This is a genomic window from Comamonas sp. 23, assembly GCF_049601575.1.
GTDB classification, from domain to species: Bacteria; Pseudomonadota; Gammaproteobacteria; order Burkholderiales; family Burkholderiaceae_C; genus Comamonas; species Comamonas squillarum.
Genome location: NZ_CP187127.1, coordinates 201,796 through 227,139 on the forward strand (window position 1 = coordinate 201,796; position 25,344 = coordinate 227,139).

The following is a 25,344-nucleotide window of genomic DNA, read 5'->3' on the forward strand; positions in this document are numbered from 1 at the left end:
CTTGCGCCCAAGTAAGACCCTTGCATCGCAAGCCTGCTATGTGCCTTGAAGCATCTCAGCCTTGCGCGCGCACCGGCTAGGCGCACTGCCAATGCCGCCCTAAAGTCCAGGCATTGCATAGCTGACTGGAGTCTTTCTGATGACCAATGCCAAAGTGGCTTCTGGCCCGTTGTCGCACCTGCGGGTGCTCGACCTGAGCCGTATTCTTGCGGCGCCCTGGGCTGGGCAGATCCTGGCCGATCTGGGAGCTACGGTCACCAAGGTGGAGCGCCCGGGCGCCGGCGACGACACGCGCTCCTGGGGCCCACCCTTTCTCAAGGATGCCGAGGGCAAGGACACCAAGGAGGCCGGCTACTACCTGGCGGTGAACCGCGGCAAGCGCTCGATCACCGTGAGCCTGGACACCGCAGAAGGACAACAGATCGTGCGCGACCTGGCCCTGCAGTCGGACATCGTGCTGGAGAACTACAAGGCCGGCACGCTCGCGCGCTATGGCCTGGACGAAGCCAGCCTGCGCAAGATCAATCCACGGCTCATCTATTGCTCGGTCACTGGATTTGGACAGACCGGTCCGCGCCGCGACCAGCCCGCCTATGACTTCCTGATCCAGGCCATGGGTGGCCTGATGAGCGTTACCGGGGAGCGCGACGGCCAACCGGGCGGCGGCCCGCAGAAGGTCGGTGTGCCCATCGTCGACCTGATGACCGGCATGTATACCGCAGTGGCAGTGCTCGCGGCCGTGGCGCGCCGCGATGAAAGCGGCGTTGGCGAATCGATCGACATCGCCATGCTCGATGTACAGGTGGCGATGCTGGCCAACCAGGCCATGAACTACCTGGTGTCCGGCAAGACGCCTCAGCGCAACGGCAATGCGCATCCCAATATACAGCCGCAGGATGTCTACGCCTGCGCCGATGGCGACGCCATCCTGGTGGTCGGCAACGACGGCCAGTTTGCCAAGTTGTGCGATGTGCTCGGCCACGCCGAGTGGGCCCAGGACGAACGCTTTGCCACCAACGCACAGCGCGTGCGCAACATCACCGCCCTGTCGGCGATGCTGCGCCATGAATTGGCCCAGCGCCCGCGCGCCGAGCTGATAGCGGCGCTCGACGGCGCGGGCGTGCCCTGCGGCGCCATCAACTCGGTGCCCGACGTGTTCGAAGACCCGCAGGTCAAAGCCCGCGGCATGCTCCACTATGTGCCGCATCCCAGCGGCGTGCAGGTGCCGCAGGTGGTAAGCCCGATGCGCTTCTCCGAGACACCATTGCAGGAGCAAATGGCCCCACCGCTGCTGGGGCAGCATTCGCGCCAGGTGCTGGAGGAGCTGGGCTATTCGGCCGAGCGCATCGACCAGCTGCTGGCCAGTGGTGTGGTGTAGCCTCTGAACCGGCCAATGCCCCATGCGCGCCAGCGCCGGTGCGCTCTTCTGTCGTCACTTCCAGGTTTTCTATGCAACTGCACTGGTCCCCCAAATCGCCGTATGTCCGAAAAGTCATGATCTGCGCCCATGAGCTGCAGCTGACGCAGCAGCTCCAGCTGGTCCGCTCCGTGGCCGCGATGCTCAAGCCCAATGCAGCCCTGATGCAGGACAATCCGCTGTCCAAGATCCCGACACTGATCCTGGACGACGGCCGGACGCTGTTTGACTCGGTCGTCATCTGCGAGTACCTGGACGATCTGGCCAGCGGCTCGCTGTTCCCTCGGGAAGGCGACGCCCGCTGGGCGGCGCTGCGCTGGCATGCGCTGGGTGACGGCCTGCTCGATGCGCTGATTCTGTGGCGCAACGAGCGCGAGCGCGCCGTGCCGCTGGCGGCCCTATTGGCCGCGTTCGAGCACAAGACCCGCGCCAGCCTGGATCTGCTGGAGGGCGAGGTCCCGGCGCTGGAGGCGCGCGCCTTTGGCATCGGTCATCTGACCCTCGTCTGCGCGCTGGGCTACATCGATTACCGTTTCGAGACGCTGGGATGGCGCGAACAGGCACCGCAGCTGGCGGCATGGTTTGCGAAGATGCAACAGCGCCCATCCGTGGCGGCTACCGAGCCGGTGGACGGCTGATCGCACGCAGTGTGTGGGACTCCATTTGTCTGAATCATCGCCAGGACGGAGGGCCTAGCAAACGGTTCATCGATACGGCTGGCTCGATTCCCGGTTCAAGGCCCCAAAATCCGAACGTAACGGCAATCTCATGGAGTGCTACTGCGATGGCTTACGCCAAGGAATTTTTTGATCTCCAGATCTACTTCGCCAGAAAGATCGCGGTACTGGCGAACCTGAAGCTGGAGACGGCCCTGCTCGACTACACGAATTTCTACGTCCGACTAGTGGGCGGTCGAGATTTCGACCCCCACCACCCCAGATGGATGGCCTACATTGCGGGGCTGAAAGACCATCCGGACCTTGGTGCATGGACCTACCATGTCTACACCCAGCGTCCGCACCTTGACCGTCCCGACTCGGTGATCGCAACATTCGGCTGTTTTTCGTATGCTTTGGGGGAGCCGGGTCAGATCAGGCTTCACTTCCACAACGACGACCACAGTTTGCAGGGACCCTTGAGCGACGAACGCATGGGGTTGCGCTTATCGGAGCTCGCTGCACTCGTGGCCCATGTTCGCGCCGAGCAACCATCAGCCAGGCAGATAGCGGGTGTCTCCTGGCTCTACCACTTGCCAACCTACAAGCGGCTGTTTCCTCCGCCTTACACCGCGCACGCAATGGTGGCCAGCAACCGATTTCGCAACATGCCACTGTGGGGCCAGTTTTTGAACCGCCACGGCGGCGTCCGAAAGAGCGCTGCGGCAGCGTTCCTTCAGCGGGTCGACAGTCAAGCCAGCGCAGACAATCCCGCACAATGCTTTCCGCTACTACCACTGGCCACTTCCGCCCCGGTAGACGTCTTCCACGATTTCTACCAATCGCAACTTGCCACCAGGTTTTAGTGCTGCCAAGCCTTGCGGTAGGACTCAGGGGAACACCCAGACCACGCGTGCATGCCCCTCTGTGAACCATCCCTTCACTGCCGGCTCCTTCTGATCTTGGCGCACACCCCCCACCCTTTCGCAACCCCACCCCCGCCAAAGCCACACCCCAACCAGGGATTGCCACCCCGCCCTAGCCACAGAAATGGTTCTCATTTAAGATAAAAGATATATCTTACACACGGAATGAACACACCATGCCCTTGCAACTGAGCCTTCCCACTTCCCCTTCCCCCGAGCTGTTGGCTGCGCGTGCGCCTGAGCGGGCGCGCCATGAGATCAAGCTGCGCCGCACCACCGTTGCATCGGTGGAGCAGCTGACGCCGCATATGCTGCGCATCCGTTTGCAGGGTGCTGACCTGGCGGGTTTTAGCAGCCTGGGCTTTGATGACCATGTGAAGCTGCTGTTTCCGGATGCCAATGGCGAGCTGCAGCTGCCGCCACCCGGCAGCGAAGGCCTGCCGCCCGCGATGCGCGAGGCGATGCGGGACTACACGCCCCACTCTTACGATGCGCAGGCGCAGACCTTGGCGATTGACTTTGCGGTGCATGAGGCCGGCCCTGCCACTGCCTGGGCGCTGCAGGCGGCCGCTGGGCATGCACTGGGTATTGCGGGGCCGCGTGGCTCCTTCATCGTGCCCACGGCGTTTGATGGGCACCTGCTGATTGGTGATGATGCGGCGCTGCCAGCGATCACGCGCCGCCTGCGCGAGCTGCCTGCCGGCACCCAGGCGGTGGTGGTGGTGGAGGTGAATGACGCAGCCGACGAGCAAAAGCTGGACAGTGCTGCCGACCTGCAGGTGCACTGGGCGCACCGCCAGGGCCAGCCAGCTGGCGATGCGCAGCGGCTGCTAGCGGCTTTGCGCCAGATCGATGCGCCAGCCGGCGATTACTACAACTGGGTAGCGCTGGAATCGACGGCCGCCAAGGCGCTGCGTGCAGCGCTGATTGCCGAGCATGGCGCCCACCCCAAATGGACCAAGGCAGCGGCCTACTGGAAGCGTGGCAGCTCCGGCGTGCATGAAGTCATTGAAGAGTGACCGCACACATCCATTATTCAGGATAGGCGCGCAGATAGCCCAGCAGTTGGACGATGCGCGCCTTGGTCAGGCTGTTGCGGTACTCGCTGCGCGACAGCGCTGAGGAGCTGCCAAAGTCCTGGGCGTTCCAGGTGCCGTCGATAAAGGCGGCCTCGGTGGTCATAAAGCTCAGCCAGTTGCGCTGCGCGGCGCGCAGCTTTTGCGCGCCGGTGGCGCCCACCTTGGCCATCAGCGCACGGTAGGTCTGGTTCAGCTCTACATCGAGCTGCTTGGCATAGGCGCTGCTGGCGCGCAGCATGTCTGCCGTCGTGTTCTGGTTGCCGATGGCCGCTTCCAGCGGCTGTATGCGCTGCTCAAACGCGGCCAGGCGGTCGGGGGCATCGGGGTTGTCCACGGCCTTCGCGGCTGTTGATACCAATATGGCAGCGCCCAGGCAAGCGGCGCGCATCCATAGCCTGCGGGGCTGGCGGCGGTGGTTGAAGACCATGAACATCCTCCTGATGAGTGCTTAAAAAATGGGCAGCGGGATCAATTGACCTCGCTGGCCGCAATACCTGCATTGCCGGACTGCGGCGCCGCCGTGCCAGACGGGGTGGCGCGGCGCCAGACCATGCCGCCATCGGCCGTGGGTACGGGTTGGCCCACGGTACCGGACGACACCGGCGAGACGACCACACCGCGCTCAATCGGCGGTGGGTTGCCCGCGGGCTGGCCCTGGGGCGCACTGGCGCTGCCGGGGAAGGCCGGGGCAGGAGAGACGCTGGCCGGTGCCGGGTTGGAAGGCGCAGGGTTGGACGACGCGCCAGGCACCACGACACCGGGTTGCGGCTGGCTCGGATCGGCCGGGCGCTGCGCAGGCATCTGCGGCTGCTGCGCTGGAGATGGGTTGTTCTGGAAGACGGGGTAGTCGCCCTCACCGCTGGGGCCGCGCGGGCCCGCGCCGCCCTGGCCTATCGGCCGGGCCTCGGGGTCGTCGATGATGGGCGCATCACCGGGGTTGCCGCGATCGGGCAGCTCCTGCATCGCAGGCGGCTGCTCAAACGGATCGACCGGTTGCTTGTTGTCGCCAAAGCCCAGCATCCAGCTGCGCAGGCGCTGCACAAAGGTGTTGTTCTCGGCCGGCATCTCAAAGCGGGCCTGTGCCTGCACCAGCTTGGCGCGCTGCGATGCGGCGGCCACCTCGGCCACCACAGGCAGTGCACTGTGGGCGCCCTGGCCCCAGTAGTCGTTCAGCTGCACACGGCTGTCGTTGAAGCCGACCCAGGCGCCGCCCACCCAGTCGGGGTGCGCCAGCATGAACCAGCCGTCGGCATTGTCTTGCGTGGTGCCGGTCTTGCCCACCCAGTCGCCGCTGACGCCATAGCGCGCCACACCCCGGCCCGTGCCCTTGGTGATGACGCCGCGCATCATGTCGATCAAGGCGTAGGTCACGCCGCTGTCCAGTGCCACCTCCGGCGCGGGTGGCTCAAACTCGGCCAGCACCTTGCCCTCGCGGTCAGTAATGCGGGTGACCATGACGGGCGCGCGGTAGCCGCCGCCGTTGGCCAGGGTGGAATAGGCGGTCACCATCTCCTGCAAGGTGACCGGGCTGGTACCCAGCGCCAGCGACAGCACATCTTCAAGCTTGCTGTCGCGCACACCCAGCGCCCGCGCCAGCTTGGCCACCTTGGCGGGCCCCACCTTGGCCATCACCTGGGCGGTGATGGTGTTCTTGGAGTAGGCCAGGCCGTCGGCCAGGGTCATCGGTTGGTCAGAAGGCGGGCCGCCATCGGTGGGGCGCCAGAACTGCCCGCCGCCCAGCGGAATGCGCACGGCCTCATCCATCAGCTGGTCGGTGGGCAACGCGCCATCCTGCAGCGCTGCGCCATAGACAAAGGGCTTGAAGGTGGAGCCGGGCTGGCGGCGCGCTTGCGAGACATGGTCAAAGGGGTCGATGGCAAAGTCGCGGCTGCCCACCCAGGCCAGCACATGGGCGTTGCGTGGGTCCATGGCCATAAAGCCCACCTGCACGCGCACCTTGTCCTGGCGCAGGTTGGCCATAAAGTCGGCATCAGCCAGCAGGCGCTGCAGCGCTTCGTCCTTGTCCTGGTCATCGGCCACCGCCTGGCGGTAGACTGCGCTTTCGCGCACAAAGCTTTGCACCAGCGGGTTCTTGGCGGTCCACTGGTTGCGGTTGCTCCACAGGCCATTGGCTGTCACCTGCAACTGCCGGCCCTGGCGCACCACGGCCTGGTTGGCCCATTGCTGCACGCGCGAGTCGATGGTGGTCTGCACCACCAGGCCATCGGCATAGATGTTGTAGTCGTTGGCGTCGGCCCATTCGATCAGCCACTTGCGCAGCGCCTGCGCAAAATGCGGTGCCATGCCCACGGCCTCGTCCTGGCGCTCAAAATCCAGCTTGATGCCGCGTTTTTTGAGGGTCTCAAAATCCTGGTCGCTGAGCTTGCCGTGCTTGTTCATCTGCGCCAGCACGGTGTTGCGGCGCTGCTGGGCCCGCTCCGGGTTTTGCACGGGGTTGTAGTAGCTGGTGCCCTTGAGCATGCCCACCAGGGTCGCCGCTTCGAGCACGCTCAGCTTCTGGGCGGGCTTGTCAAAATAGGTGCGTGCGGCCATCTCGATGCCAAAGGCGTTGTAGAGAAAGGGCACGGTGTTGAGGTAGGTCTCCAGGATCTCGTCCTTGGTGTAGGCCGATTCGATCTTGTAGGCGGTCACGGCCTCCTTGAGCTTGCGGTTGAGCGAGCGGGCGCGGCCGATTTCCTCGGGGAACATATTGCGCGCCAACTGCTGGGTGATGGTGGAGCCGCCCTGGGGCCGGCCCATCGCCGTGTGCAGCACAGAGCCAAAGGTGCGGCGCCAATCGAGCGCGCCATGCTCATAAAAACGGTGGTCTTCGGTGGCGATCAGCGCGTTGATGACGTTCGGTGAAATGTCCTTCAGCGCCACCCATTCGCGGTTGGCGCGCTTGTACTGGGCCAGCACCTTGCCATCGGCCGACAACAGCTGGGTGGGGGCCTCGACCTTGTTTTTCTGGATATCGCCGATCGACGGGGTGAGCGGAATCAGCAGCAGCACATAGAGCAGCAGCAGCACCGGCAAGGCTGCCACCGCCAGCAACCATTGCTTTTTGCTGCGTGCGGCCAGCCAAGGGCGCAGGCGCCGGGCCAGCCCGGGCAAGGCGCCCGCTGCGCGGCGCAAGGTGTTCATCAAACCGGAGAGAAGGGGGATCGCCATGGAAGAAGTCTGCAAAGCCTGGGCCGGCAGCGCGCTGTCCGCACCGCTGCCTTGGCCAAGGCGCCATTGTCGGGCAGGCACGGTTTCCCCACCTGTCGGCTGTGCAAAGCAGACTGCAAACCATGTAACAAATGTAGGGGGCGGGCATAAGCTATAGAAATGGGACAAGACCGAATTTCGAGCGTTTTGGCAGCATTAAACGGCACGTTGCAGAAGAATATTGCCTGCAGGTCTTGCCACCCCAGCAATACCGCCCCCGCAGGCCAGCGCGGGGCAGGCCAGCATCACTCCATGAACCAGCCGTGGCTCACGATCATTGACTGCCCCGTCAGCGCATTGGTGGGGAACGCCGCAAAGAACAGTGCCACGCGTGCCACATCGTCCACGGTGGTGAACTCGCCGTCGACGGTGTCCTTGAGCATCACGTTCTTGATCACATCGGCCTCGCTGATGCCCAGCTCCTTGGCCTGCTCGGGGATCTGCTTGTCCACAAGCGGCGTGCGCACATAACCCGGGCAGATCACATTGGCGCGTACGCCTTGCGGGCCGCCCTCTTTGGCGACGACCTTGGCCAGGCCTTCGAGGCCATGCTTGGCCGTCACATAGGGCGCCTTGAGCTTGGAGGCCTCCTTGGAATGCACTGAGCCGGTATAGATAATGCTGCCGCCACGGCCCTGCGCATACATGTGCTTGATGCAGGCGCGGGTGGTGAGGAAGGCGCCATCGAGCTGGATGGCCAGCATCTTCTGCCACTCCTGCAACGTAAAGTCCTGCACCGGCTTGACGATCTGGATGCCGGCATTGCTCACCAGGATATCGATGCCGCCATAGGCTTTCACTGCGGCTTCGACAGAGGCGTCGACCTGGTCTTCCTGCGTCACATCGACCGCCAGGCCCATGGCGGTGCCGCCCTTGCTGGCAATATCCTGGGCCGCCGCCTCGGCTGCTTCCTGCTTCAGATCGGCGATCACCACCTTGGCGCCCTGCTGCGCATACAGATCGGCGATGGCCTTGCCAATGCCACTGGCGGCGCCCGTCACATAGGCCACCTTGCCTGCGAGTTGCTGAACCATTTCTTCATCCTTTCGACCGGAAAAGCGGTCACAAATAGCCAGTCTCGCGCTGCGCTGCAGCATGCTGCCGTAGGAGAGCAAGCCGTTTGCATGACAATCACCAAACCCTTGGCGCTGCCCCTGCCATCCGGCAAGGCGCTGCGCCCACCCCGCCTCAGCCCCTACACTTGCGTTTTTGCCAGACTCTTCGAACAAGACCATGAACATCACCAAAGACTGCGCCGTCACCATCCAATACAAGGTGACCGATGCGCAAGGCAAACCGCTGGACAGCGGCAACCTCGCCTACCTGCATGGCGGCTATGAAAACATCTTCCCCAAGGTGGAAGCTGCGTTTGAGGGCCAGGCCGTGGGCTTTAGCACCAGCGTGGATCTGGCAGTGGAAGATGCCTTTGGCGTGCGCGACGAGAGCCTCGTGCGCGTGATCCCCAAGAGCGAGTTCCCACCGGGCGTGAAGGTGGGCGGCCAGCTGCGCGGCGCCAATGACCGCGGCGAGCCCCAGGCCTTCTATGTCAAGAAGATCAAGGGCCCGGAAGTGCACCTGGATGGCAACCACCCGCTCGCCGGCCTGGCGCTGCGCTTTAGCGGCAAGGTCGTCGATGTGCGCGCAGCCAGCGAAGAAGAGATTGCCCACCGCCATGTGCATGGCGCGCACGGCCACCACCATTGATACTGCCGCGTAGCGGGCCGGTGCAGTGCACGGCCCTCTTGGCGTTGTTGATCACCCCAGCGGCTCACGCAAAGGCCTTGCGTGCAGGCCGCTTTTTCATTGGAGCAGCGACCCCATGACCACCCTGATCGAGCCCCGAACCGCCCGCCTGCAGCTGCGCCAATGGCAGCCGCAGGACAGGGAGGCCTTTGCCGCGATGACGGCGGACCCCGAGGTAATGCGCTACTTCCCCGCGCCGCTGACGCGGGCGCAGAGCGACGCGATGGCAGACCGCTGCGAGGCGCTGATGGCCGAGCGCGGCTGGGGCGTCTGGGCGGTGGAGCGGCTGGAGGACCAGCAATTTATCGGCATCGTCGGCCTGCATGTGCCCCAGGCCGAGCTGCCTTTTTCTCCCTGCGTCGAAATCATGTGGCGCCTGGCGCGCCATGCCTGGCACCAGGGCCTGGCCACTGAGGCCGCGCGGGCGGCACTGGCCGTCGGATTTGACCATGTAAAGCTGGCTGACATCGTGGCCTTCACGACCACCAGCAACCTGCCATCGCAAGCACTGATGGAGCGCCTGGGCATGGAGCGCGACCTGGCAGGCGATTTTGCGCACCCTGCCTTGCCTGAGGACCACCCATTGCGAGCCCATGTGCTGTATCGCTTGTCCGCTTCAAAATTCGCAGCAACCTAAACCTTGCACTGCGCGGCCGCCATGACCGGCTGCTGGGGATGGCTCGCCGCGTTTCAAGCCAACCGCCGCCCTGCCCCGCCGTCCGAGCGCGCACCCAGCAGGCTGTAGGACGCTTGATCTTTCTCAGGGCTTTTACGCATATTGACCATGTCGCAGCCTTTGTTGCAGTTTTGCGAGTTAGGATGTGATCAACAAGGTGCCGCAAGGCGATGGCCTTCGCTGCATCCGGTTGCTATAGCTGGGCTGCCGCCCAGCATGTTCGAGAAAGGAGCACATCCATGCAAGTTCAAGTGCACGCTGGTGACAATGTTCAAGGCGGAGAATCCCTCTCCCAATGGGCACAAACCGAGGTACAAAACAAGCTTTCGCGCTTCCGCGAATATGTGACCCGGGTGGAGGTTTACCTCACCGATGTGGACGCCCTGAAAAACGGCGGCAAAGGCAAGCGCTGTGTGATGGAAACACGGGCTACCGGGCGCCAACCCCTGGCTGTCAACGCCGAGGCCGAAAAGGTCGCCGAAGCCTTCAACGCAGCGCTGGAAAAACTGCACCGTGCTTTGGACACCGACATCGCCAAGATGCGCGACAAGAGCAACCGCGAAACCATTCGTACCGGCACCGATGAGGATGTCGAAGCCTAAGGGCTGAACCGGGCCAGCACCGCCCACCCTTCTGAGCAAAGCACCGCCTGGCGGTGCTTTTTTGCTTCTGAGGCTTGCTGTTTTCGCGGCCCTGGCACCCACCAGCTGCGTGGTTTGCAGCTCGGGCGCCGCGCAGTCGGTCGGTGCAGCGCAAGCGCTCGCAACACCACCCAAGCAAAAAAACTTCGCCAACACCAGACTGGCTGCGCCTACGCCGGCCCACGCGCTCGGCACTCGGCAATCCGCACCCAGCCCCTAGGCGCCAAGCGCCGGCCGCCTTGGCAGGGACCTGAATAACGCTGCAGCGCGCATGTCTGCCGGCGTACAGCGCCCATGGCAGAACACAAGGCAGCTACCGGCAGACAGAGGCGGACACAGGACAGCGCGAGCGCGCCTGCTCTGGCGCTGTGCCCTCCTCCAACGGCCCTCAATGCTGCCCTCCATCCGCAGAGCTCGAAAAAGCTTGGGGCACGAACGCAGCAACGCCGAATCACGGTCGTTCAAATCCACTGAATGCACTGTTCAGACCAGGCGTTCAGACGCCGAAAAACCAGTGGATATCTTCATGCGCTCAGTCTATTGATTTGCACACAGCTTATGCACATTTGAAAAATTTCTCTGTCAAATTTTCTGACTGGAAAGATATCCACAGATAGATGTGACTTGAGAGAAGCTATGTTTGGAGTGGCTTCATCAAATAAAAATAGCTATATGCCGCACATATGTCGCATAACTGCCCGCAATTTTCACTTAAATATCCGCATTGCTGAGCCGTAGGACTTGAGCATGGCATGCAATCTATACACATACTTTTCCACATTTTTTGATCTTTATCGCCTATTTATTAAGCATTTATACGATGGAAAGTTATTTCGTAAGCACTGTGCATAAGAATACAAGTGACTCGCTTTAAACAGGAAATTTACAGAACCCTGTGGGTAACTCGAAATTCTATGGATCAATTTATCCACAATCCATGCTACAGCCACCTTCACATGTCAACATGTGGATAAGTCATCCGGGGAAAAGTGCTTGTCGTTTTATCGCATAAGTCCTTTACTTATCCACAAATTTGCGCCATCGTAGAGGGAGGCTCCTGCCATGCCTATGTGCATAACCCCCCACCACCAGACTCTCATATGGTGAAATATCCCACGATGTGAGATATTATGCACAAGCACGATAAGGATAACTTGTTGAAAAAGCAAGCTCCCTTTTCGACAGTTTTGCATAAAAATTAGGCATTCGTTCGTATATGCTCGCCTTGTAGTGCTGTCATTGATTTGAATTGAATCGCTTTTGATTTCAGTTTATTTGAATTATTCAAATTGAAATTTGGGCTTTGTCGTTAGGGGCCCAGGATCCAGCGCACTCCGGTCTGAGATGCCGTCAATCACCGTCATCGCCCTCTGCGCCAGCCGCTGGGGGCTGGCAGAAATCAGCCTAGCGCCATCCCTCGATCTGCGCTTGCGTCAGAAGGTCCCGGTCGAACGTGCTTGTTCGATGCCAAACACGTGCGCAATAGCCGGTGAATACCAAAACACTGCGTCGAAAGCGCCCGAATCAGCGACGCCCCTCGTTGCGCTGAGGGCGCGACGACCACCCGCGCGCTTGTTGGGCCTGGCGATGGCTGTTGACTGCATCGCTTGATCGCCTGGCACAGCAGAAACGAAGAAAAGACCGGTGCGGGCAAATACCGGAATGCGCCGATCCTCCCCAGCGGCGAGCTCCGCCAACCGTCGGCGCCGGACTGCCGTCCCGGCGCGACGCCACGATCCCATCAGGCGCGAGATGTCCACAGATGTGGCGCATCGCGGGCAGCGGCCTTCATCGCGGGTGTGAGGCGCACCACTGCCTATGCGAATGGCGCTGGTCCGCTGTTTTGCACATGCAGTTTTTGGAGGCCTGGCGAACGTCTCTTTGCCCAAAAGTCAGCCCCAGGCAGATGGCTTTGTATCCCTAAGCGGCCGTTGCTAGCCAGTAAGTTGTTGTTTTTATTGGGTATCTTTTTGGAAAGACGGTGGACCCTCAGCGGCCACCTCCAGAACCGATGGGAGGAGCCCCAAAAGAGCTGTGTATAACAATCGGTACAAGCCCCTAACAATCCCCTAGTTATCCACAGATAGAAGCCAGATCGCGAACTTGCTCCACTACCATGCACCGGAAATAGCGTCCGGTGTCCACAGACCAATAGTGCAGTAGATATTTGTTTTGTAACGATAAAAAACTTATCCACAATTTAATGGGCCAAACTCTCCGGCATCCAAAGTGGCCGATCGCCGCCTAGGTATTGTGGACAATATTTGCGGCCCAGAGTTTCCTGCGCACAGCAGTCCAGCGGGTGCTACCATTTTGTGCTGATCACTGAGTGATTGTGGATAAGCTATTAATTATCAATCACTTGGTGAGAATTTGAGATTGAAGAATGGCTGTGGATAATGCGCATGGTCGTATCAGCTTATCCACAGAAATATCCCAGATGCCGGACTTATCCACTTCGCAGTGACAAGGATGAAGGGGTACCATCAACATGGTTGGAAAAATTTCAAACGGTTGACAGCATTGGGCTTAATGGACTTATCCACAGAAGGTGGGGCCCTTCTACTACTATCTACTATTCTTTTAAAGAAAATAAAAGAAAAACCAAAGGCAAGCTCGGCAAAGTTTCATATCTTGAAAATTTTCAGACTGTGAAAAGTCAAGCCTCTTCGGCAGAAGTGAGCGGGGCAGAGCAGTTCTCAAAATACGCAGCACATCACCTCAGCATCCCTCTCCCCTATGGACGAGGGCATCCTATAACTTGGGGTGCTTGGTCGCAGCACTGTCGTACTGACCCAGAGTTCGATCACACAGAGAGGGGCGCTGTGCGCAAATGCACAGCCCAGCATAGGTGTTAGCTATACTTTTGGATATGCTTGGCGAGTGCGGATGCCGCTTTGCGCGGCATATGGCGGGATGAGAAGGCGGCATTGATTGGTGCGGCTGCCGCCTAGGTGTCGTTGCGCAGCAGGGAACGCATCGCAGCGGATCGCCCGGCAGGCCCTGCAGATCCGTCCACCAAGCCGCTGGAGCCTGCCCAGGCGTTGCCTGGCGCTGGGTAGAGGGGGTCAAGCGGGGTTGGGAGTGGTTGGGGCCAAGGATGGCTTACACCGTCTCTGCCGGCCGTGAATGGCCGTGAGAGTGTTCTATAGCCTTGGTATCTTTTGGCAGGTGGTGGTCGTGCAATGGATCAAGGAGCTGGACCCTCATCTGCGATAACTGTATTTTTATACAGTCATCGGTATGGCTTCTTGCCACAGCCCGTTTGACCTGTAGCCCATTCGACACCGCCAGCCTCTCAAGCGCCGCTATGGCTGCGTAGAGGCCCCGAACGGCGTTTCCAGCCCATAACCCCTCAGACAGGCAAAAAAATACCGCCAGATGGCGGTATGAAGGGGAAGAGGGGGGGTTATGGGGCGATCAGAAGTGGCGCGCGTAGCGCAGCTGCACAAAGTTCTCGCCAGGGTTGGGACGCTTGATCGAGGCGTTGGACAGATGCTCCAGACGCACCGACCATTCATTCTCGCGGCGCATGCCGGTAAAGTAGCCCACGCCGATGTGGGTGCCGAAATTGAAAGCGGTCGAGAAGCGCTTGTCGCGGCTTTCATAGAGCTTGCTGGAGACATAACCGCCGAGGCCCGCTTCAACAAACCAGGGGTACTGGCTCTTGCTGTGAAAGCGCATCGTGGGCACGAGGCCAACCACAGCAATGGTGCGGCTGCCTTCTTGCTCCATGCGGTCGGAGTTCCAGGCGGACAGGCTCATGTCCCAATGGGCGGTGACCGCATGGCCCCACCAATAGGTCTTCCAATCCATTGGGATGGTCGAGCCAATGGTGAGCGCACGCGCGTCACGTTCGGCAACCCCTGCTTGCAGGTACAGGGTGGGGCTGTTGCGCTTGTCGGCAAACTGCGCTTGGGCAGAGGCACTCCAGACAGTCAGCGCGCACAAGCCGATAGCGGAGAGGAGAGGGCGGTATTGCATTAAATAATGTTACACCTGGACCACAGCAGCTTTTGTCAGCAAAAGCAGGATGTTGTCTGTATGCAACCGCTGACGCTGTCACGGGCATATACACAGGCACAAAAAAGCGCAGCTGGTCAGGGCTGCGCAGGAGGGGTTGGAGAGGGAGACAGATGCCAGGAGGCGGGCGGTTGCCCTATTTACTGTCCATAGGTGGAACAGTCTGTTTCGGATTGGGGCCTTGATGGCGCTGGCCATGCGGGCCCTTTCCGTCCGGGCCGCGTCCGCGGCGCTCATGCATCTTCAAGGTTTCCACATCAAAAGTCTTTTGCTGCTCAGGCGTCAAGGTGGCATAGAAAGCCTTGGTCGCCTGGTTGCGCTGGTCCATCGCAGCCTGGTGCTTGGCATGCATGGCCTGCATCGCGTCAATACGCTCTGGCGTGGTCATCTTGGCAAAGTCTGGACGCTCAGGGCGGTCACCGGGGGCCGGGCGCTGGGGCTTGACGGCCGTCATATAGCTGGTCCAGGCGGCTTCCTGGCTGGCATTGAGCTTGAGCGAGGCCTTGAGTGCCTGCATGCGTTTGGCCATGTGTGCCTCGCGTGCTTCGGGGCCATGGGCCTTTTTGGCAGGGGCGGGGGCGCTTTGTGTGGTGGGGGCTACTGCGGGGGCAGCCGGGGTTTGGGCGAAGCTGGAAACCGACAGGCTGGCCAGCATGGCGGTCACGATGGCGCTGCGTTGTAAGAGAGACATAGTGGTTCCTTTCCGGGTTGTGATGTCTTATGCGATGTCTGCAGTGTCCGCCTGCCATGTAATAGCGCTGTCACTGGCCGGTATGGCTGTGTAAAGAATTAGCAATTTTGGTTGTGTGGCTTTGGGGGAGGCAAGCGCTGCTGCTACCAGCGCCCACCCATCGCAAACCCGGTTTTTTGCCTGGCGCATCGGGCTGGGACGGGCCCGATTCGCGGCACAATGGACAGCAGATCAGTGCGGCACACCAGGGCCGCTTGTGTTTTTTAAAGGGCTGCTGCGCAAGACTGCAGCCCCCCAGAACAAAGGAATGGCATGTTCAAGAACATGATTTTTTACCGCATCTCCGAAACCTGGCAGCCGGATTTGGTCGCGCTGGATACGGCCTTGGCCAAGCAGCAGTTTGAGCAGTGCGGCGCTACCCAGGAAAAATCCACCGGTTGGGTGCCTCCGCGCGGCGAGGAGCACGGCGCGATGGTCGAGTCGGTAGGGGGCCAGTGGATCTTGCGGCTGATGAGCGAGAGCAAGATGCTGCCCGCCAGCGTGCTCAACCGCAAAGTTGATGAAAAGCTCGCCCATATCGAAGCCCAGGAAGGCCGCAAGCCCGGCAAGAAGGAAAAGCAGGAGCTCAAGGACGAGTGCAAGCTCGATCTGCTGCCGATGGCCTTTACCAAGCAGGGCGGGCTGTGGATCTGGATCGATCCGCAGGCGCGCCTCCTGGTGCTGGACACGAGCAGCCAGGGCCGTGCCGACGAAGTGATCACCATGCTGGTGGAGGCCTCGCCCGGTTTTGCGGTGGCGCTGATCGACACCCAGAACAGCCCCCAGGGGGCGATGTCTGCCTGGCTGCACAGCTACGATGCGCCGGCGGGCTTCAGCATTGACCAGGAGTGCGAGCTCAAGAGCGCCGATGAATCCAAGGCGGTCGTGCGCTATGCCCGCCACCCGCTGGGCATCGACGAGATCCGTGAGCATATCGACCAGGGCAAGCTGCCCACCAAGCTGGCGCTGACCTGGGATGACCGGGTCAGCTTTGTGCTGACCGAGGGCCTGCAGCTCAAGAAGGTGGCCTTGCTCGATGTGGTGATGGAAGGCGCCAGTGAGGATGGCGGTTTTGACGCCGATGTGGCCATTGCCACCGGGGAGTTCAGCCAGCTGATTCCCGACCTGATCCAGGCGCTGGGCGGCGAAGGCCGCACCGAGCTGGGCCAGCTGCCCGACCGGGGCGACAAACCCGCCGCAGCGGCCCGGGAAGGGGCTGCAGCGCCCGCCAAGCCGATGAGCCAGGGGGTAGGCGCTGCCAAGCCATTCCAGGCGTCTGGCAAGCCTGGCGGCATGCAGACCGGGCCCAAATCGGCACCGGTGGACCAGGATCCGGATTCCAGCCCTTTCTGATCTGGGCCAACCGCAGAAACGATAACGCGCTCCCAGGAGCGCGTTTTTTATGCCTGTGCAATGCTTGGACAGGGCTTTAGTGCTTGCAGCAGCTGGCTGCGTCAGGGTCGGCATGCGGGTCGGACAGGCTGTCGAGAATAGGGCAGTCCGGGCGCTGGTCGCCCTGGCAGCTGTGCACCAGCGCCTGCAGCGAGCGCTCCATCGTCTTCATCGCGGCAATGCGCTCGCGCAAGGCGCCGATATGCTTTTGCGCAATCTCCTTGACCGAGCTGCTGGCGCGCTGCTTGTCGTGCCAGAGGTTGAGCAGGTTCTCGATCTCCTCCATCGAGAAGCCCAGATCGCGGCAGCGGCGGATGAAGGAGAGGGTATGCACATCGGACTGGGTATACAGCCGGTAGCCGCTGTCGGTGCGGTGCACATTGGGCAGCAGGTTCAGCGATTCGTAGTGGCGCGCCATGCGCGCAGAAATACCCGCCAGCTGGGCTGCCTGGCTGATGGACACCGGCCAGGCGATGGACCGCTCAGTGGCAGGCTTGCGTGACGGGCTGGCCATGCTTACTGGACCTGGTAGCCTTCGGCCGCAATGGCCGCTGCGATCTTGTCAGCGGGCTGGCTGGACTCGACCACCACCTTGCCTTGGGCGCGGTCGATGGCTACCTTGGCCTGGGCGTCGAGCTGCTGCACAGCCTGGGTGACGGCACGCTCGCAGTGGCCGCAGGTCATGCCTTGGACTTGGAAGGTGTTTTGCATCAGAGTTTCCTTTTCCTGTAGTTGATGGCTTGATCTTGAAAGCTGACACGGTGTGAAGGTCAAGAGCAGGGGCTTTCGCCTGGAACAAGCCATCAGAACTGCTTCGGTTCGGATGTGTTTCACGTGAAACAGCATCCATGGACCGACAGGCTGCATTACTGCTTTTCGTCCGCGATGGCCTTTTGCACCGAAGGACGGGCGCCCACGCGCTGCAGGAAGCTTGCCAGGTTTTCCAGGCCGCTGATGTCGACACCGACAAACTTGCTCCAGCCGCAGACGGTGAACAGGTAGGCATCGGCCACGCTGAAGTCCGCGCCCATCAGGAATTCCTTGCCGGTCAGCTGCGCATCCACCCAGGTCAGGCGCTTGAGCACTTGTCCACGGGCCATGTCCTTGACGGTGTCGGGCATATTGGGGTTGAACAGCGGGGAGAAGCCCTTGTGGATCTCGGTGCCGATAAAGCCCAGCCACTCTTGCAACTGGTAGCGCTCGAAGGTGCCGTTCGCGGGAGCCAGCTTGGAGGCGGGCGCCTGGTCGGCAATGTACTGCACGATGGCGGGGCCTTCACGCAGGCGCTGGCCATTGTCCAGCTCCAGCACCGGCACATAGCCCAGCGGGTTGATCGTGTAGAAGTCGGTGCCGTCCTTGAGCTGGTGGGTCTTGGTGCTGGCCATCTCCAGGGTGAAGGGCAGACCGGCTTCCAGCAGAGCGATATGGGGCGACAGCGAACAGGCGCCGGGAGAGAAATACAGCTTCATCGACAAATCTCCAGTGAAAGGTGAAAGCCAAACCATGCTATCGCTTTTGACAAAGCTTTGCAGCCAGGTGGCTGCGGCGCAATAACACGGCTGACCGCGTGTAAACCCCCAAGTCATTAAAATAGCGGGCAAAACCGACTATTCGCCATTCTGTCAAAGGGCTGCAGAAGGGCATGACTGCATGCAAGGCAGCTGCCTTGCGAGCCCTGGAACGAGGCCGTATGAGCCAAACCCCCTATACCTATCCGCAAGAATTTGATGTCATCGTTGTGGGTGGCGGCCATGCCGGCACCGAGGCAGCGCTGGCCGCAGCCCGCATGGGCAGCAAGACGCTGCTGCTGACCCACAACATCGAAACCCTGGGCCAGATGAGCTGCAACCCCAGCATTGGCGGCATTGGCAAAGGCCATCTCGTCAAGGAAGTGGATGCGCTGGGCGGTGCCATGGCGCTGGCCACCGACAAGGGTGGCATCCAGTTCCGCATTCTCAACAGCTCCAAGGGCCCGGCCGTGCGTGCCACCCGTGCGCAGGCCGACCGTATCCTGTATAAGGCAGCGATCCGCGAGACCTTGGAGAACCAGCCCAACCTCTGGTTGTTCCAGCAAGCGGTCGATGACCTGATGGTCGAGGGCGACCGCGTGGTGGGCGCCGTCACCCAGGTGGGTATCCGTTTTCGCAGCCGCACCGTGGTGCTGACGGCCGGGACTTTCCTGGACGGCAAGATCCATGTGGGCCTGAACCACTATGCCGCTGGCCGTGCTGGCGATCCGCCAGCGGTCAGCCTGTCGGCGCGTCTCAAAGAGCTGAAGCTGCCCCAGGGGCGCCTGAAGACCGGCACGCCGCCGCGCATCGATGGCCGCTCGATCGACTTCAGCCAGTGCGAAACCCAGCCGGGCGACGGCATGCCCGGCGGCGTCAATGAAGGCCAGCTGCCAGTGTTCAGCTTCATGGGCAATGCAGAGATGCACCCGGCGCAGATGCCTTGCTACATCACCCACACCAATGCGCGCACGCACGAGATCATCCGCAGCGGCTTTGACCGCAGCCCGATGTTCACCGGCAAGATCGAAGGGGTAGGGCCGCGTTACTGCCCGAGTGTGGAAGACAAGATCAACCGCTTTGCCGACAAGGAAAGCCACCAGATCTTTCTGGAGCCCGAAGGCCTGACCACCCACGAGTACTACCCCAACGGCATCTCGACCAGCCTGCCGTTCGACGTGCAGTACGAACTGGTGCGCAGCATGAAGGGCCTGGAGAACGCCCACATCCTGCGCCCGGGCTATGCGATCGAGTATGACTACTTCGACCCACGCTCCTTGAAGAACAGCTTTGAGACCAAGCAGGTCCAGGGCCTGTTCTTTGCCGGCCAGATCAATGGCACGACCGGCTACGAAGAAGCGGCAGCCCAAGGCCTGTTTGCCGGCCTGAACGCCGCACTGCAATGCCGGGGCGAAGGCCCCTGGACGCCGCGCCGTGATGAAGCCTACCTGGGCGTGCTGGTCGACGACCTGATCACCAAGGGGGTGACCGAGCCCTACCGCATGTTCACCAGCCGGGCAGAGTTCCGCCTGCAGCTGCGGGAAGACAATGCCGACATGCGCCTGACCGAAGAGGGGCGCAAGATGGGCCTGGTCGACGATGCGCGCTGGGATGCCTTCAGCCGCAAGCGCGATGCTGTTTCACGTGAAACAGAACGCCTCAAGGCTACCTGGGTAAACCCACGCATCGTCGCTGCGCAAGAAGCCGAACGTGTGTTGGGCAAGGCCATGGAGCGGGAGTACAACCTGTTCGATCTGCTGCGCCGCCCTGGTGTGGACTACACCACCTTGATGAGCATGAACGAAGGCGCCTACCAGACCAGCGACGTTTCACGTGAAACACTGGGTGCACTGAGCGAGTCCGTGGTCGAGCAGGTGGAGATCGGTGCCAAGTACTCGGGCTATATTGACCGCCAAAAGGACGAAGTGGAGCGCGCAGCCCATTACGAGAAACTGCGCCTGCCCGCCGAGCTGGACTATATGCAGGTGACTGCGCTGTCGTTTGAGGTGCGCCAGAAACTGCAGACCCACCGCCCCGAAACCCTGGGCCAGGCATCGCGTATTTCCGGTGTCACGCCCGCTGCCATTTCCTTGCTGATGGTCCACCTGAAAAAAGGTGGCTTCAAAGGCTTCAGCACTGCACAAGAGGTAACGACTGCATGAGCGCACCATTGGAAATCCCACTGCGTGACGGCGTACAACAACTGGGCCTGTCGCTGAGCGATGAGCAAATTGCCCAGCTGATGGCTTTTCTGGATCTGCTGCAGAAGTGGAACAAGGTCTACAACCTGACCTCGGTGCGTGACCCGCAGGAGATGCTGACCCACCATTTGCTCGACAGCCTGGCTGCAGTGCCGCCGCTGGTGCGCCATCTGGAGGGGGCCGGCCTGCCAGCCCCCAAGCTGCTCGATGTCGGCTCGGGTGGCGGTCTGCCCGCTGTGGTGTTCGCCATCTGCCTGCCGCAGCTGGATGTGAGCTGCGTGGATACCGTGGGCAAGAAGGTGGCCTTTATCCAGCAAGCGGCTGCCGCGCTGCGCCTGCGCAACCTGCATGGCATCCAGTCGCGCGTCGAGCAGCTGAGCCAGCAGTACGACGTGGTCAGCTGCCGTGCCTTTGCCGCCTTGCAGGATTTCACCGCCTGGTCGGCCCAGACCTTGAAGGCCGATGGCATCTGGCTGGCGATGAAGGCCAAGCGCCCTGACGATGAGCTGGCGCTGTTGCCCGCGTCGGTACAGGTGCTGAACATCGAGCCGCTGCAGGTGCCTGGGCTCGATGCCGAGCGCTGCATTGTCTGGATGCGGCAGCAGGCGGCATAGCCCCGCGTTGCGGATCGCAGGCCGCGCCACCTGCACCATCCACCAGCCCCGATTTTTCGGGGCTTTTTGCTGACGCTTGCGCCGGTAACAACGCGCTTTTGCTGGCTTGCAAGCAGGGCCGTCGTTTACACTCAAAGTTTCCATCGCAGAGGCGGCACATGTTTGGCATTTCTGACTATGGTGCATTTGTCTTCGCCGTGCTCCTGTTCTTGATGATTCCCGGGCCCGGCAACCTGGCGCTGATCACCTCCACGGGCAAGGGCGGCATCCAGGCCGGTCTGGCCGTATGCGCGGGCTGCATGGCCGCTGACCAGTTGCTGATGTGGCTGGCCGTTGCCGGCGTGGCGGCCGTGATGAGCGCATACCCGGCCGCCTTTCAAGCGGTGCAATGGCTGGGCGCTGCCTACTTGGCCTGGATTGGCTACAAGCTGATAACGGCCCGACCAGGTGACCAGCCGGTCATCAAGATTGCGCCCCGGCATTATTTCAGGCAAGGCTTTCTCATCACCATGATGAATCCCAAGGCCATCGTGTTCTACATGGCGTTTTTCCCGCTGTTTGTTGATCCGGCCACCCACCGGGGCTTGCCCACTTTTGCGGTGATGGCAGCGACCGTGGCGGTGATCAGCCTGGCCTATTGCACGGTCGTGGTGCTGCTCACCAGGATGCTGGCTGAGCGCCTGCGCGCCAATCCGGCGCTGGTCAAATGGCTGGAGAAAACGGCGGGTGTGTTTTTGATTGGTTTTGGCCTTAAGCTGGCCCTGACCAAATAAGTTAGTGGACAAGCGAGTTCTCATGGCAAAAATTTTCTGTATCGCCAACCAAAAAGGCGGCGTCGGCAAGACCACCACCGCAGTCAACCTGGCGGCCGGTCTGGCCAAGATCAAGCAGCGTGTGCTGCTGGTTGACCTGGATCCGCAAGGCAATGCCACCATGGGCTCGGGCATCGACAAGCGCGCGCTGGAGACCTCGGTCTATGACGTGCTGCTCGAATCGAGCACCATCAAGGAGGCCGCTGTCCATTCCGAGCGCTGCGGCTACTGGGTGCTGGGCGCCAACCGCGAACTGTCTGGCGCCGAAGTCGAGCTGGTCGAGCTCGAGCGCCGTGAAAAGCGCCTCAAGGCCGCGCTGGAGGCGAGCGACGCCGACTTTGACTTTGTGCTCATCGACTGCCCGCCCAGCCTGTCCATGCTCACCTTGAACGGCCTGTGCTCGGCCCATGGCGTGATCGTACCGATGCAGTGCGAGTACTTTGCGCTCGAAGGCCTGACCGACCTGGTCAACACCATCAAGCAGGTGCATGCCAACCTGAACCGCGATCTGGAGATCATCGGGCTGCTGCGGGTCATGTTCGACCCGCGCATCACCTTGCAGCAGCAGGTGAGCGACCAGCTGCGCGAGCATTTCGGCGACAAGGTGTTCGACACGGTGATTCCCCGCAATGTGCGCCTGGCCGAAGCCCCCAGCTACGGCCTGCCCGGCGTCGTGTTCGACCCGGCGGCCAAGGGCAGCAAGGCCTTTGTCGAGTTCGCCAAAGAGATGGTCAAGCGCATCAAACGCATGAAGTGACAGCCGGCCCCGCCGCTGCCCGACCGACCTCCGCTGCCTGGCATGCGGAGGTCTTTTTCTTGGTGGCCTGCGCGCTGCAGGCACCCGCGTTGCGTATGGCAAGCATTCGGGCACAATAAGGGTTTGCATTTCTTTGAAACAGCGCAGTACGGTGGCGCTTTTTTGCTATTAAAAAATGAGCATTGAATCCTCGTCCATCAAGCTGCTGCCGGGGTGGCAAAACAGCGGGCCGGGCCATTGGCAAACGGTGTGGGAGCAGCAACTGGGGTATGAGCGCGTGCAGCAGCACGACTGGCTGCACCCCAAACGCGGTGACTGGACGGCGCGCCTGCAGGATGTGGTGCTGGATGCGCCCCAGCCCGTGGTGCTGGTCGCCCACAGCCTGGGCTGCATTCTGACGGCCTGGTGGGCCGCGCATTCGCCCCAGGCGGCCAGCAAGGTGCGCGGCGCGCTGCTGGTGGCGCCGGGCGATGTCGAGCGCGCCGACTTGGCCGAACAGATCCCTGGCTGGTCGCCGATCGCGCTGCAAAAACTGCCCTTTCCCGCCATCTTGGTGGGCAGCCAAAACGACCCCTATTGCAGCGCCGAGCGCGCGCAGTGGCTCGCTGGCCACTGGGGCGCGCGCTGGGTGGACCAGGGCGCCTGCGGCCATATCAATGCCGAATCGGGGCTGGGCGACTGGCCGCTGGGCCAGGCGCTGCTGGCCGAGCTGATGGCCGAACCAACAAAGGTGAATTAAGACATGGTTACCAAGAAACCCAAGGGTCTGGGACGCGGCCTCGAAGCACTGCTGGGCCCCAAGGTCGAGGACGCTGCGCCCGCCGGCGACGACAAGGGCCAGCTGCCCCACCAATTGCGGCTCGATGACATGGTCCCCGGCGTCTACCAGCCGCGTACGCGCATGGACGAGGGCGCTCTTTATGAGCTGGCCGAAAGCATCAAGGCCCAGGGCATCATGCAGCCCATCCTGGTGCGCAAGCTGGCCTCGGGCGACCACGCCGGCAAGTACGAAATCATCGCCGGTGAGCGGCGCTTTCGAGCCGCGCGCATCGCCGGTCTGGCCGAGGTGCCGGTGCTGGTGCGTGATGTGCCGGACGAGTCCGCCGCGGCGATGGCGCTGATCGAGAACATCCAGCGCGAAGACCTCAACCCGCTGGAAGAAGCCCAGGGCCTCTCGCGCCTGGTGGGCGAGTTCCAGATGACGCATGAGCAGGCTGCGCAGGCGGTGGGCCGCTCGCGATCGGCTGCGTCCAACCTGCTGCGCCTGCTGAACCTGGCCGAACCCGTGCAAACCATGCTGATGGCAGGGGATCTGGACATGGGCCACGCGCGTGCCTTGCTGGTGCTGGACCGCGCCGCGCAGATCACCGCAGCCAACCAGATCAATGCGCGAAAAATGAGCGTGCGTGAGGCCGAGAGCCTGGTCAAAAAGGTCAGTGCCGAGTTCTCGGGCGAAACCCCGGTCAAGGCCAAACCGGCGAAATCGCGCGATTTGAAGCGCGTCGAAGAAGAGCTGTCGGACCTGTTGATGGCCGAAGTGGAAGTGCGCGTGAAAAAGCGCGTCAAGCGCGCCGGCAAACTCGAAGAGATGGGTGAATTGGTAATCCAGTTTGGCTCTCTGGATGCCCTGAATGGATTGATTGATAAATTACGTGGATAATGCACCGGCCATGTGCTGCACGTCGTGATTTGGGTGACATTTACTAACAACTTCGCTTAAGAGCGGACAACGCTCCACCGAGGTTCCTGGAAGCAGGTGATTCCCGTGTCAGCAGCGCAAAGCAAAAATACGAAATCGAAGTAATCGAGCCTGGAAGGAATTCCGGGCTCGCTTTGAATGAACAACTGAATGATTTGCGGGAGAGCGACATGAAAAAGGCAGCATTGGCGGCACTGGCCGTCTTGGCATTGGCAGGCTGCGAAAGCACCGGTATGAAGCTGGGCGGCGGCACCAACAACATGGTGACCGGTGGCGCAGCAGGGGGCAGCAGCCAGGGCGAAAACAGCCAACTCGAAAAATGTGATTCGCCGGTGGGTACCGTCTCCCTGGTCGAGAACCAGCAAGCGGGCTGGTACACCATCTTGCGCAACGAATACCGCCTGCCACCGACTGCCAATCTGCTGCGCGTGCTGATCCAGCAATCGAACTGCTTTGTGGTCGTGGAACGCAGCGCTGCCGGCATGAACGCGATGAACCGCGAGCGCGCGATGATGGACAACGGCGAAATGCGCAAGGGCAGCAATTTCGGCAAGGGCCAAGTGGTCGCATCGGACTATGGCCTGACGCCTGAGGTGACCTTCAGCGAAGACAATGCCGGCGGCTTTGGCGCGGCGCTGGGCGGCATCCTGGGCGGCCGTGGCGGCGGCGCGCTCGCTGGCGTGGCTGCCAACAGCAAGACCCGTGAAGCATCGGCCATGCTGACCCTGGTGGACAACCGCTCGGGCGTGCAGGTGTCCTCGTCGACGGGCAATGCCAGCAACACCGACTGGGGTGGCTTTGGCACCTTGTTCGGTGGCGCAGCTGGTGCCAGCATGGGTGGCTACTCCAACACCTCGCAAGGCAAGGTCGTGTCGGCCGCTTTCGTCGATGCCTACAACCAGATGGTGCAGGCGCTGCGCAACTACAGTGCGCAATCCGTCAAGGGCCAGGGTCTGGGCGGTGGCGGTCGTCTGGGTGTGGATGGCGCCGCAGCGCCCAGCCAGACCTCGGCACCCGGCGCCAAGACCAATGTGCGCCTGAGCATGAAGCAAGCGCAGCAGCGCCTCAACGAGCTGGGCTACGATGTGGGCACCCCCGATGGCGCCTCCGGCCCGCGCACGCAGAACGCGCTGCGCTCCTTCCAGCAAGACCAGGGCCTGTCGGTGACGGGACGCCTGGACCAGGCCACGATGCGCCAGCTGTCGGAATAAGCCTTCCGCACTGCCTAGCCAGGCCAGCAAACCCGCCACTCACCCCGGC

The 25,344-nt window shown here is 61.8% G+C and carries 23 protein-coding genes; 15 read left to right on the plus strand and 8 right to left on the minus strand.

The genetic code is table 11. The features are described 5' to 3' along the window. Window positions 1–139 precede the first annotated feature (139 nt). From ACPEE1_RS00810 to ACPEE1_RS00825, 4 genes are all read left to right on the plus strand, one after another. Window positions 140–1,378: a CaiB/BaiF CoA transferase family protein gene (locus tag ACPEE1_RS00810; RefSeq protein ID WP_116925351.1), complete on the plus strand. Its 1,239-nt coding sequence runs from the start codon at window positions 140–142 to the stop codon at window positions 1,376–1,378. A gap of 71 nt (window positions 1,379–1,449) precedes the next feature. After that, window positions 1,450–2,055: a glutathione S-transferase family protein gene (locus ACPEE1_RS00815; protein WP_182344356.1), complete on the plus strand. Its 606-nt coding sequence runs from the start codon at window positions 1,450–1,452 to the stop codon at window positions 2,053–2,055. A 146-nt stretch (window positions 2,056–2,201) separates the two neighbouring features. After that, window positions 2,202–2,939, plus strand: coding sequence for a hypothetical protein (locus tag ACPEE1_RS00820; RefSeq protein ID WP_116925349.1), 738 nt, complete (start codon window positions 2,202–2,204; stop codon window positions 2,937–2,939). Between the two features lie 236 nt (window positions 2,940–3,175). Continuing rightward, window positions 3,176–4,018 (plus strand): siderophore-interacting protein, encoded by an 843-nt coding sequence (locus ACPEE1_RS00825; RefSeq protein WP_423934970.1) that lies wholly within the window; start codon window positions 3,176–3,178, stop codon window positions 4,016–4,018. A gap of 13 nt (window positions 4,019–4,031) precedes the next feature. Here ACPEE1_RS00825 and ACPEE1_RS00830 read toward each other — a convergent pair whose 3' ends face one another. From ACPEE1_RS00830 to ACPEE1_RS00840, 3 genes are all read right to left on the minus strand, one after another. After that, window positions 4,032–4,505, minus strand: coding sequence for a lysozyme inhibitor LprI family protein (locus tag ACPEE1_RS00830; protein WP_423934971.1), 474 nt, complete (start codon window positions 4,503–4,505; stop codon window positions 4,032–4,034). A gap of 41 nt (window positions 4,506–4,546) precedes the next feature. Continuing rightward, a complete protein-coding gene (locus ACPEE1_RS00835; protein WP_423936498.1) occupies window positions 4,547–7,222 on the minus strand; it encodes a transglycosylase domain-containing protein in 2,676 nt (891 codons plus the stop codon). 311 nt (window positions 7,223–7,533) lie between these two features. After that, window positions 7,534–8,322, minus strand: coding sequence for a 3-hydroxybutyrate dehydrogenase (locus ACPEE1_RS00840; protein ID WP_021027177.1), 789 nt, complete (start codon window positions 8,320–8,322; stop codon window positions 7,534–7,536). Between the two features lie 199 nt (window positions 8,323–8,521). On the opposite strand from ACPEE1_RS00840, the gene ACPEE1_RS00845 reads away from it, so the two are divergent. The 3 genes from ACPEE1_RS00845 (at window position 8,522) to ACPEE1_RS00855 (ending at window position 10,309) form a co-directional block, all read left to right on the plus strand. Continuing rightward, on the plus strand, window positions 8,522–8,992 hold the full coding sequence (locus ACPEE1_RS00845) for an FKBP-type peptidyl-prolyl cis-trans isomerase (RefSeq protein WP_021027176.1): 471 nt from the start codon (window positions 8,522–8,524) through the stop codon (window positions 8,990–8,992). Between the two features lie 115 nt (window positions 8,993–9,107). Beyond that, window positions 9,108–9,668 carry a GNAT family N-acetyltransferase gene (locus ACPEE1_RS00850; protein ID WP_423934972.1) on the plus strand — a complete coding sequence of 187 codons (561 nt, stop codon included), beginning with the start codon at window positions 9,108–9,110 and terminating at the stop codon, window positions 9,666–9,668. A gap of 278 nt (window positions 9,669–9,946) precedes the next feature. After that, the gene (locus tag ACPEE1_RS00855) at window positions 9,947–10,309 is read left to right on the plus strand and encodes an HPF/RaiA family ribosome-associated protein (protein WP_021027174.1); all 363 of its coding nucleotides are present in this window, start codon (window positions 9,947–9,949) and stop codon (window positions 10,307–10,309) included. 3,459 nt (window positions 10,310–13,768) lie between these two features. Here ACPEE1_RS00855 and ACPEE1_RS00860 read toward each other — a convergent pair. Both ACPEE1_RS00860 and ACPEE1_RS00865 read right to left on the minus strand, forming a co-directional pair. After that, entirely contained in the window at window positions 13,769–14,332 is a 564-nt protein-coding gene (locus ACPEE1_RS00860; RefSeq protein WP_116925344.1) for an acyloxyacyl hydrolase, read from the minus strand. Window positions 14,333–14,507: 175 nt separating this feature from the next. Next, window positions 14,508–15,062, minus strand: coding sequence for a Spy/CpxP family protein refolding chaperone (locus ACPEE1_RS00865; protein ID WP_423934973.1), 555 nt, complete (start codon window positions 15,060–15,062; stop codon window positions 14,508–14,510). A gap of 312 nt (window positions 15,063–15,374) precedes the next feature. Between ACPEE1_RS00865 and ACPEE1_RS00870 the strand changes: the two genes are divergently transcribed. Beyond that, window positions 15,375–16,454 (plus strand): recombination-associated protein RdgC, encoded by a 1,080-nt coding sequence (locus tag ACPEE1_RS00870; protein ID WP_116925342.1) that lies wholly within the window; start codon window positions 15,375–15,377, stop codon window positions 16,452–16,454. 76 nt (window positions 16,455–16,530) lie between these two features. On the opposite strand, the gene cueR is transcribed toward ACPEE1_RS00870, so the two are convergent. The 3 genes from cueR to gstA form a co-directional block, all read right to left on the minus strand. Beyond that, window positions 16,531–17,007, minus strand: coding sequence for a Cu(I)-responsive transcriptional regulator (cueR, locus tag ACPEE1_RS00875; RefSeq protein ID WP_423934974.1), 477 nt, complete (start codon window positions 17,005–17,007; stop codon window positions 16,531–16,533). Window positions 17,008–17,009: 2 nt separating this feature from the next. Then, a complete protein-coding gene (locus ACPEE1_RS00880; RefSeq protein WP_021027169.1) occupies window positions 17,010–17,204 on the minus strand; it encodes a heavy-metal-associated domain-containing protein in 195 nt (64 codons plus the stop codon). Window positions 17,205–17,359: 155 nt separating this feature from the next. Further along, window positions 17,360–17,962, minus strand: coding sequence for a glutathione transferase GstA (gene gstA / locus ACPEE1_RS00885; RefSeq protein ID WP_423934975.1), 603 nt, complete (start codon window positions 17,960–17,962; stop codon window positions 17,360–17,362). 221 nt (window positions 17,963–18,183) lie between these two features. On the opposite strand from gstA, the gene mnmG reads away from it, so the two are divergent. The 7 genes from mnmG to ACPEE1_RS00920 all read left to right on the plus strand — a co-directional run bounded on the left by mnmG (window position 18,184) and on the right by ACPEE1_RS00920 (window position 25,295). Continuing rightward, entirely contained in the window at window positions 18,184–20,163 is a 1,980-nt protein-coding gene (gene mnmG, locus ACPEE1_RS00890) for a tRNA uridine-5-carboxymethylaminomethyl(34) synthesis enzyme MnmG (RefSeq protein ID WP_423934976.1), read from the plus strand. Then, window positions 20,160–20,816, plus strand: a complete 657-nt coding sequence (rsmG, locus tag ACPEE1_RS00895; RefSeq protein WP_116925338.1) for a 16S rRNA (guanine(527)-N(7))-methyltransferase RsmG — start codon at window positions 20,160–20,162, stop codon at window positions 20,814–20,816. The genes mnmG and rsmG overlap by 4 nt, the downstream gene beginning before the upstream one ends. A gap of 158 nt (window positions 20,817–20,974) precedes the next feature. Continuing rightward, window positions 20,975–21,589 (plus strand): LysE family translocator, encoded by a 615-nt coding sequence (locus tag ACPEE1_RS00900; RefSeq protein WP_182344311.1) that lies wholly within the window; start codon window positions 20,975–20,977, stop codon window positions 21,587–21,589. A 22-nt stretch (window positions 21,590–21,611) separates the two neighbouring features. Next, window positions 21,612–22,385 carry a ParA family protein gene (locus ACPEE1_RS00905; protein WP_021027164.1) on the plus strand — a complete coding sequence of 258 codons (774 nt, stop codon included), beginning with the start codon at window positions 21,612–21,614 and terminating at the stop codon, window positions 22,383–22,385. Between the two features lie 175 nt (window positions 22,386–22,560). Next, window positions 22,561–23,124, plus strand: coding sequence for an RBBP9/YdeN family alpha/beta hydrolase (locus ACPEE1_RS00910; protein WP_420093971.1), 564 nt, complete (start codon window positions 22,561–22,563; stop codon window positions 23,122–23,124). 3 nt (window positions 23,125–23,127) lie between these two features. Next, entirely contained in the window at window positions 23,128–24,045 is a 918-nt protein-coding gene (locus ACPEE1_RS00915; protein WP_116925336.1) for a ParB/RepB/Spo0J family partition protein, read from the plus strand. Window positions 24,046–24,254: 209 nt separating this feature from the next. Beyond that, complete coding sequence (locus tag ACPEE1_RS00920; protein ID WP_182344309.1) at window positions 24,255–25,295, plus strand: peptidoglycan-binding protein; 1,041 nt, start codon at window positions 24,255–24,257, stop codon at window positions 25,293–25,295. The last annotated feature ends 49 nt before the right edge of the window (window positions 25,296–25,344 follow it).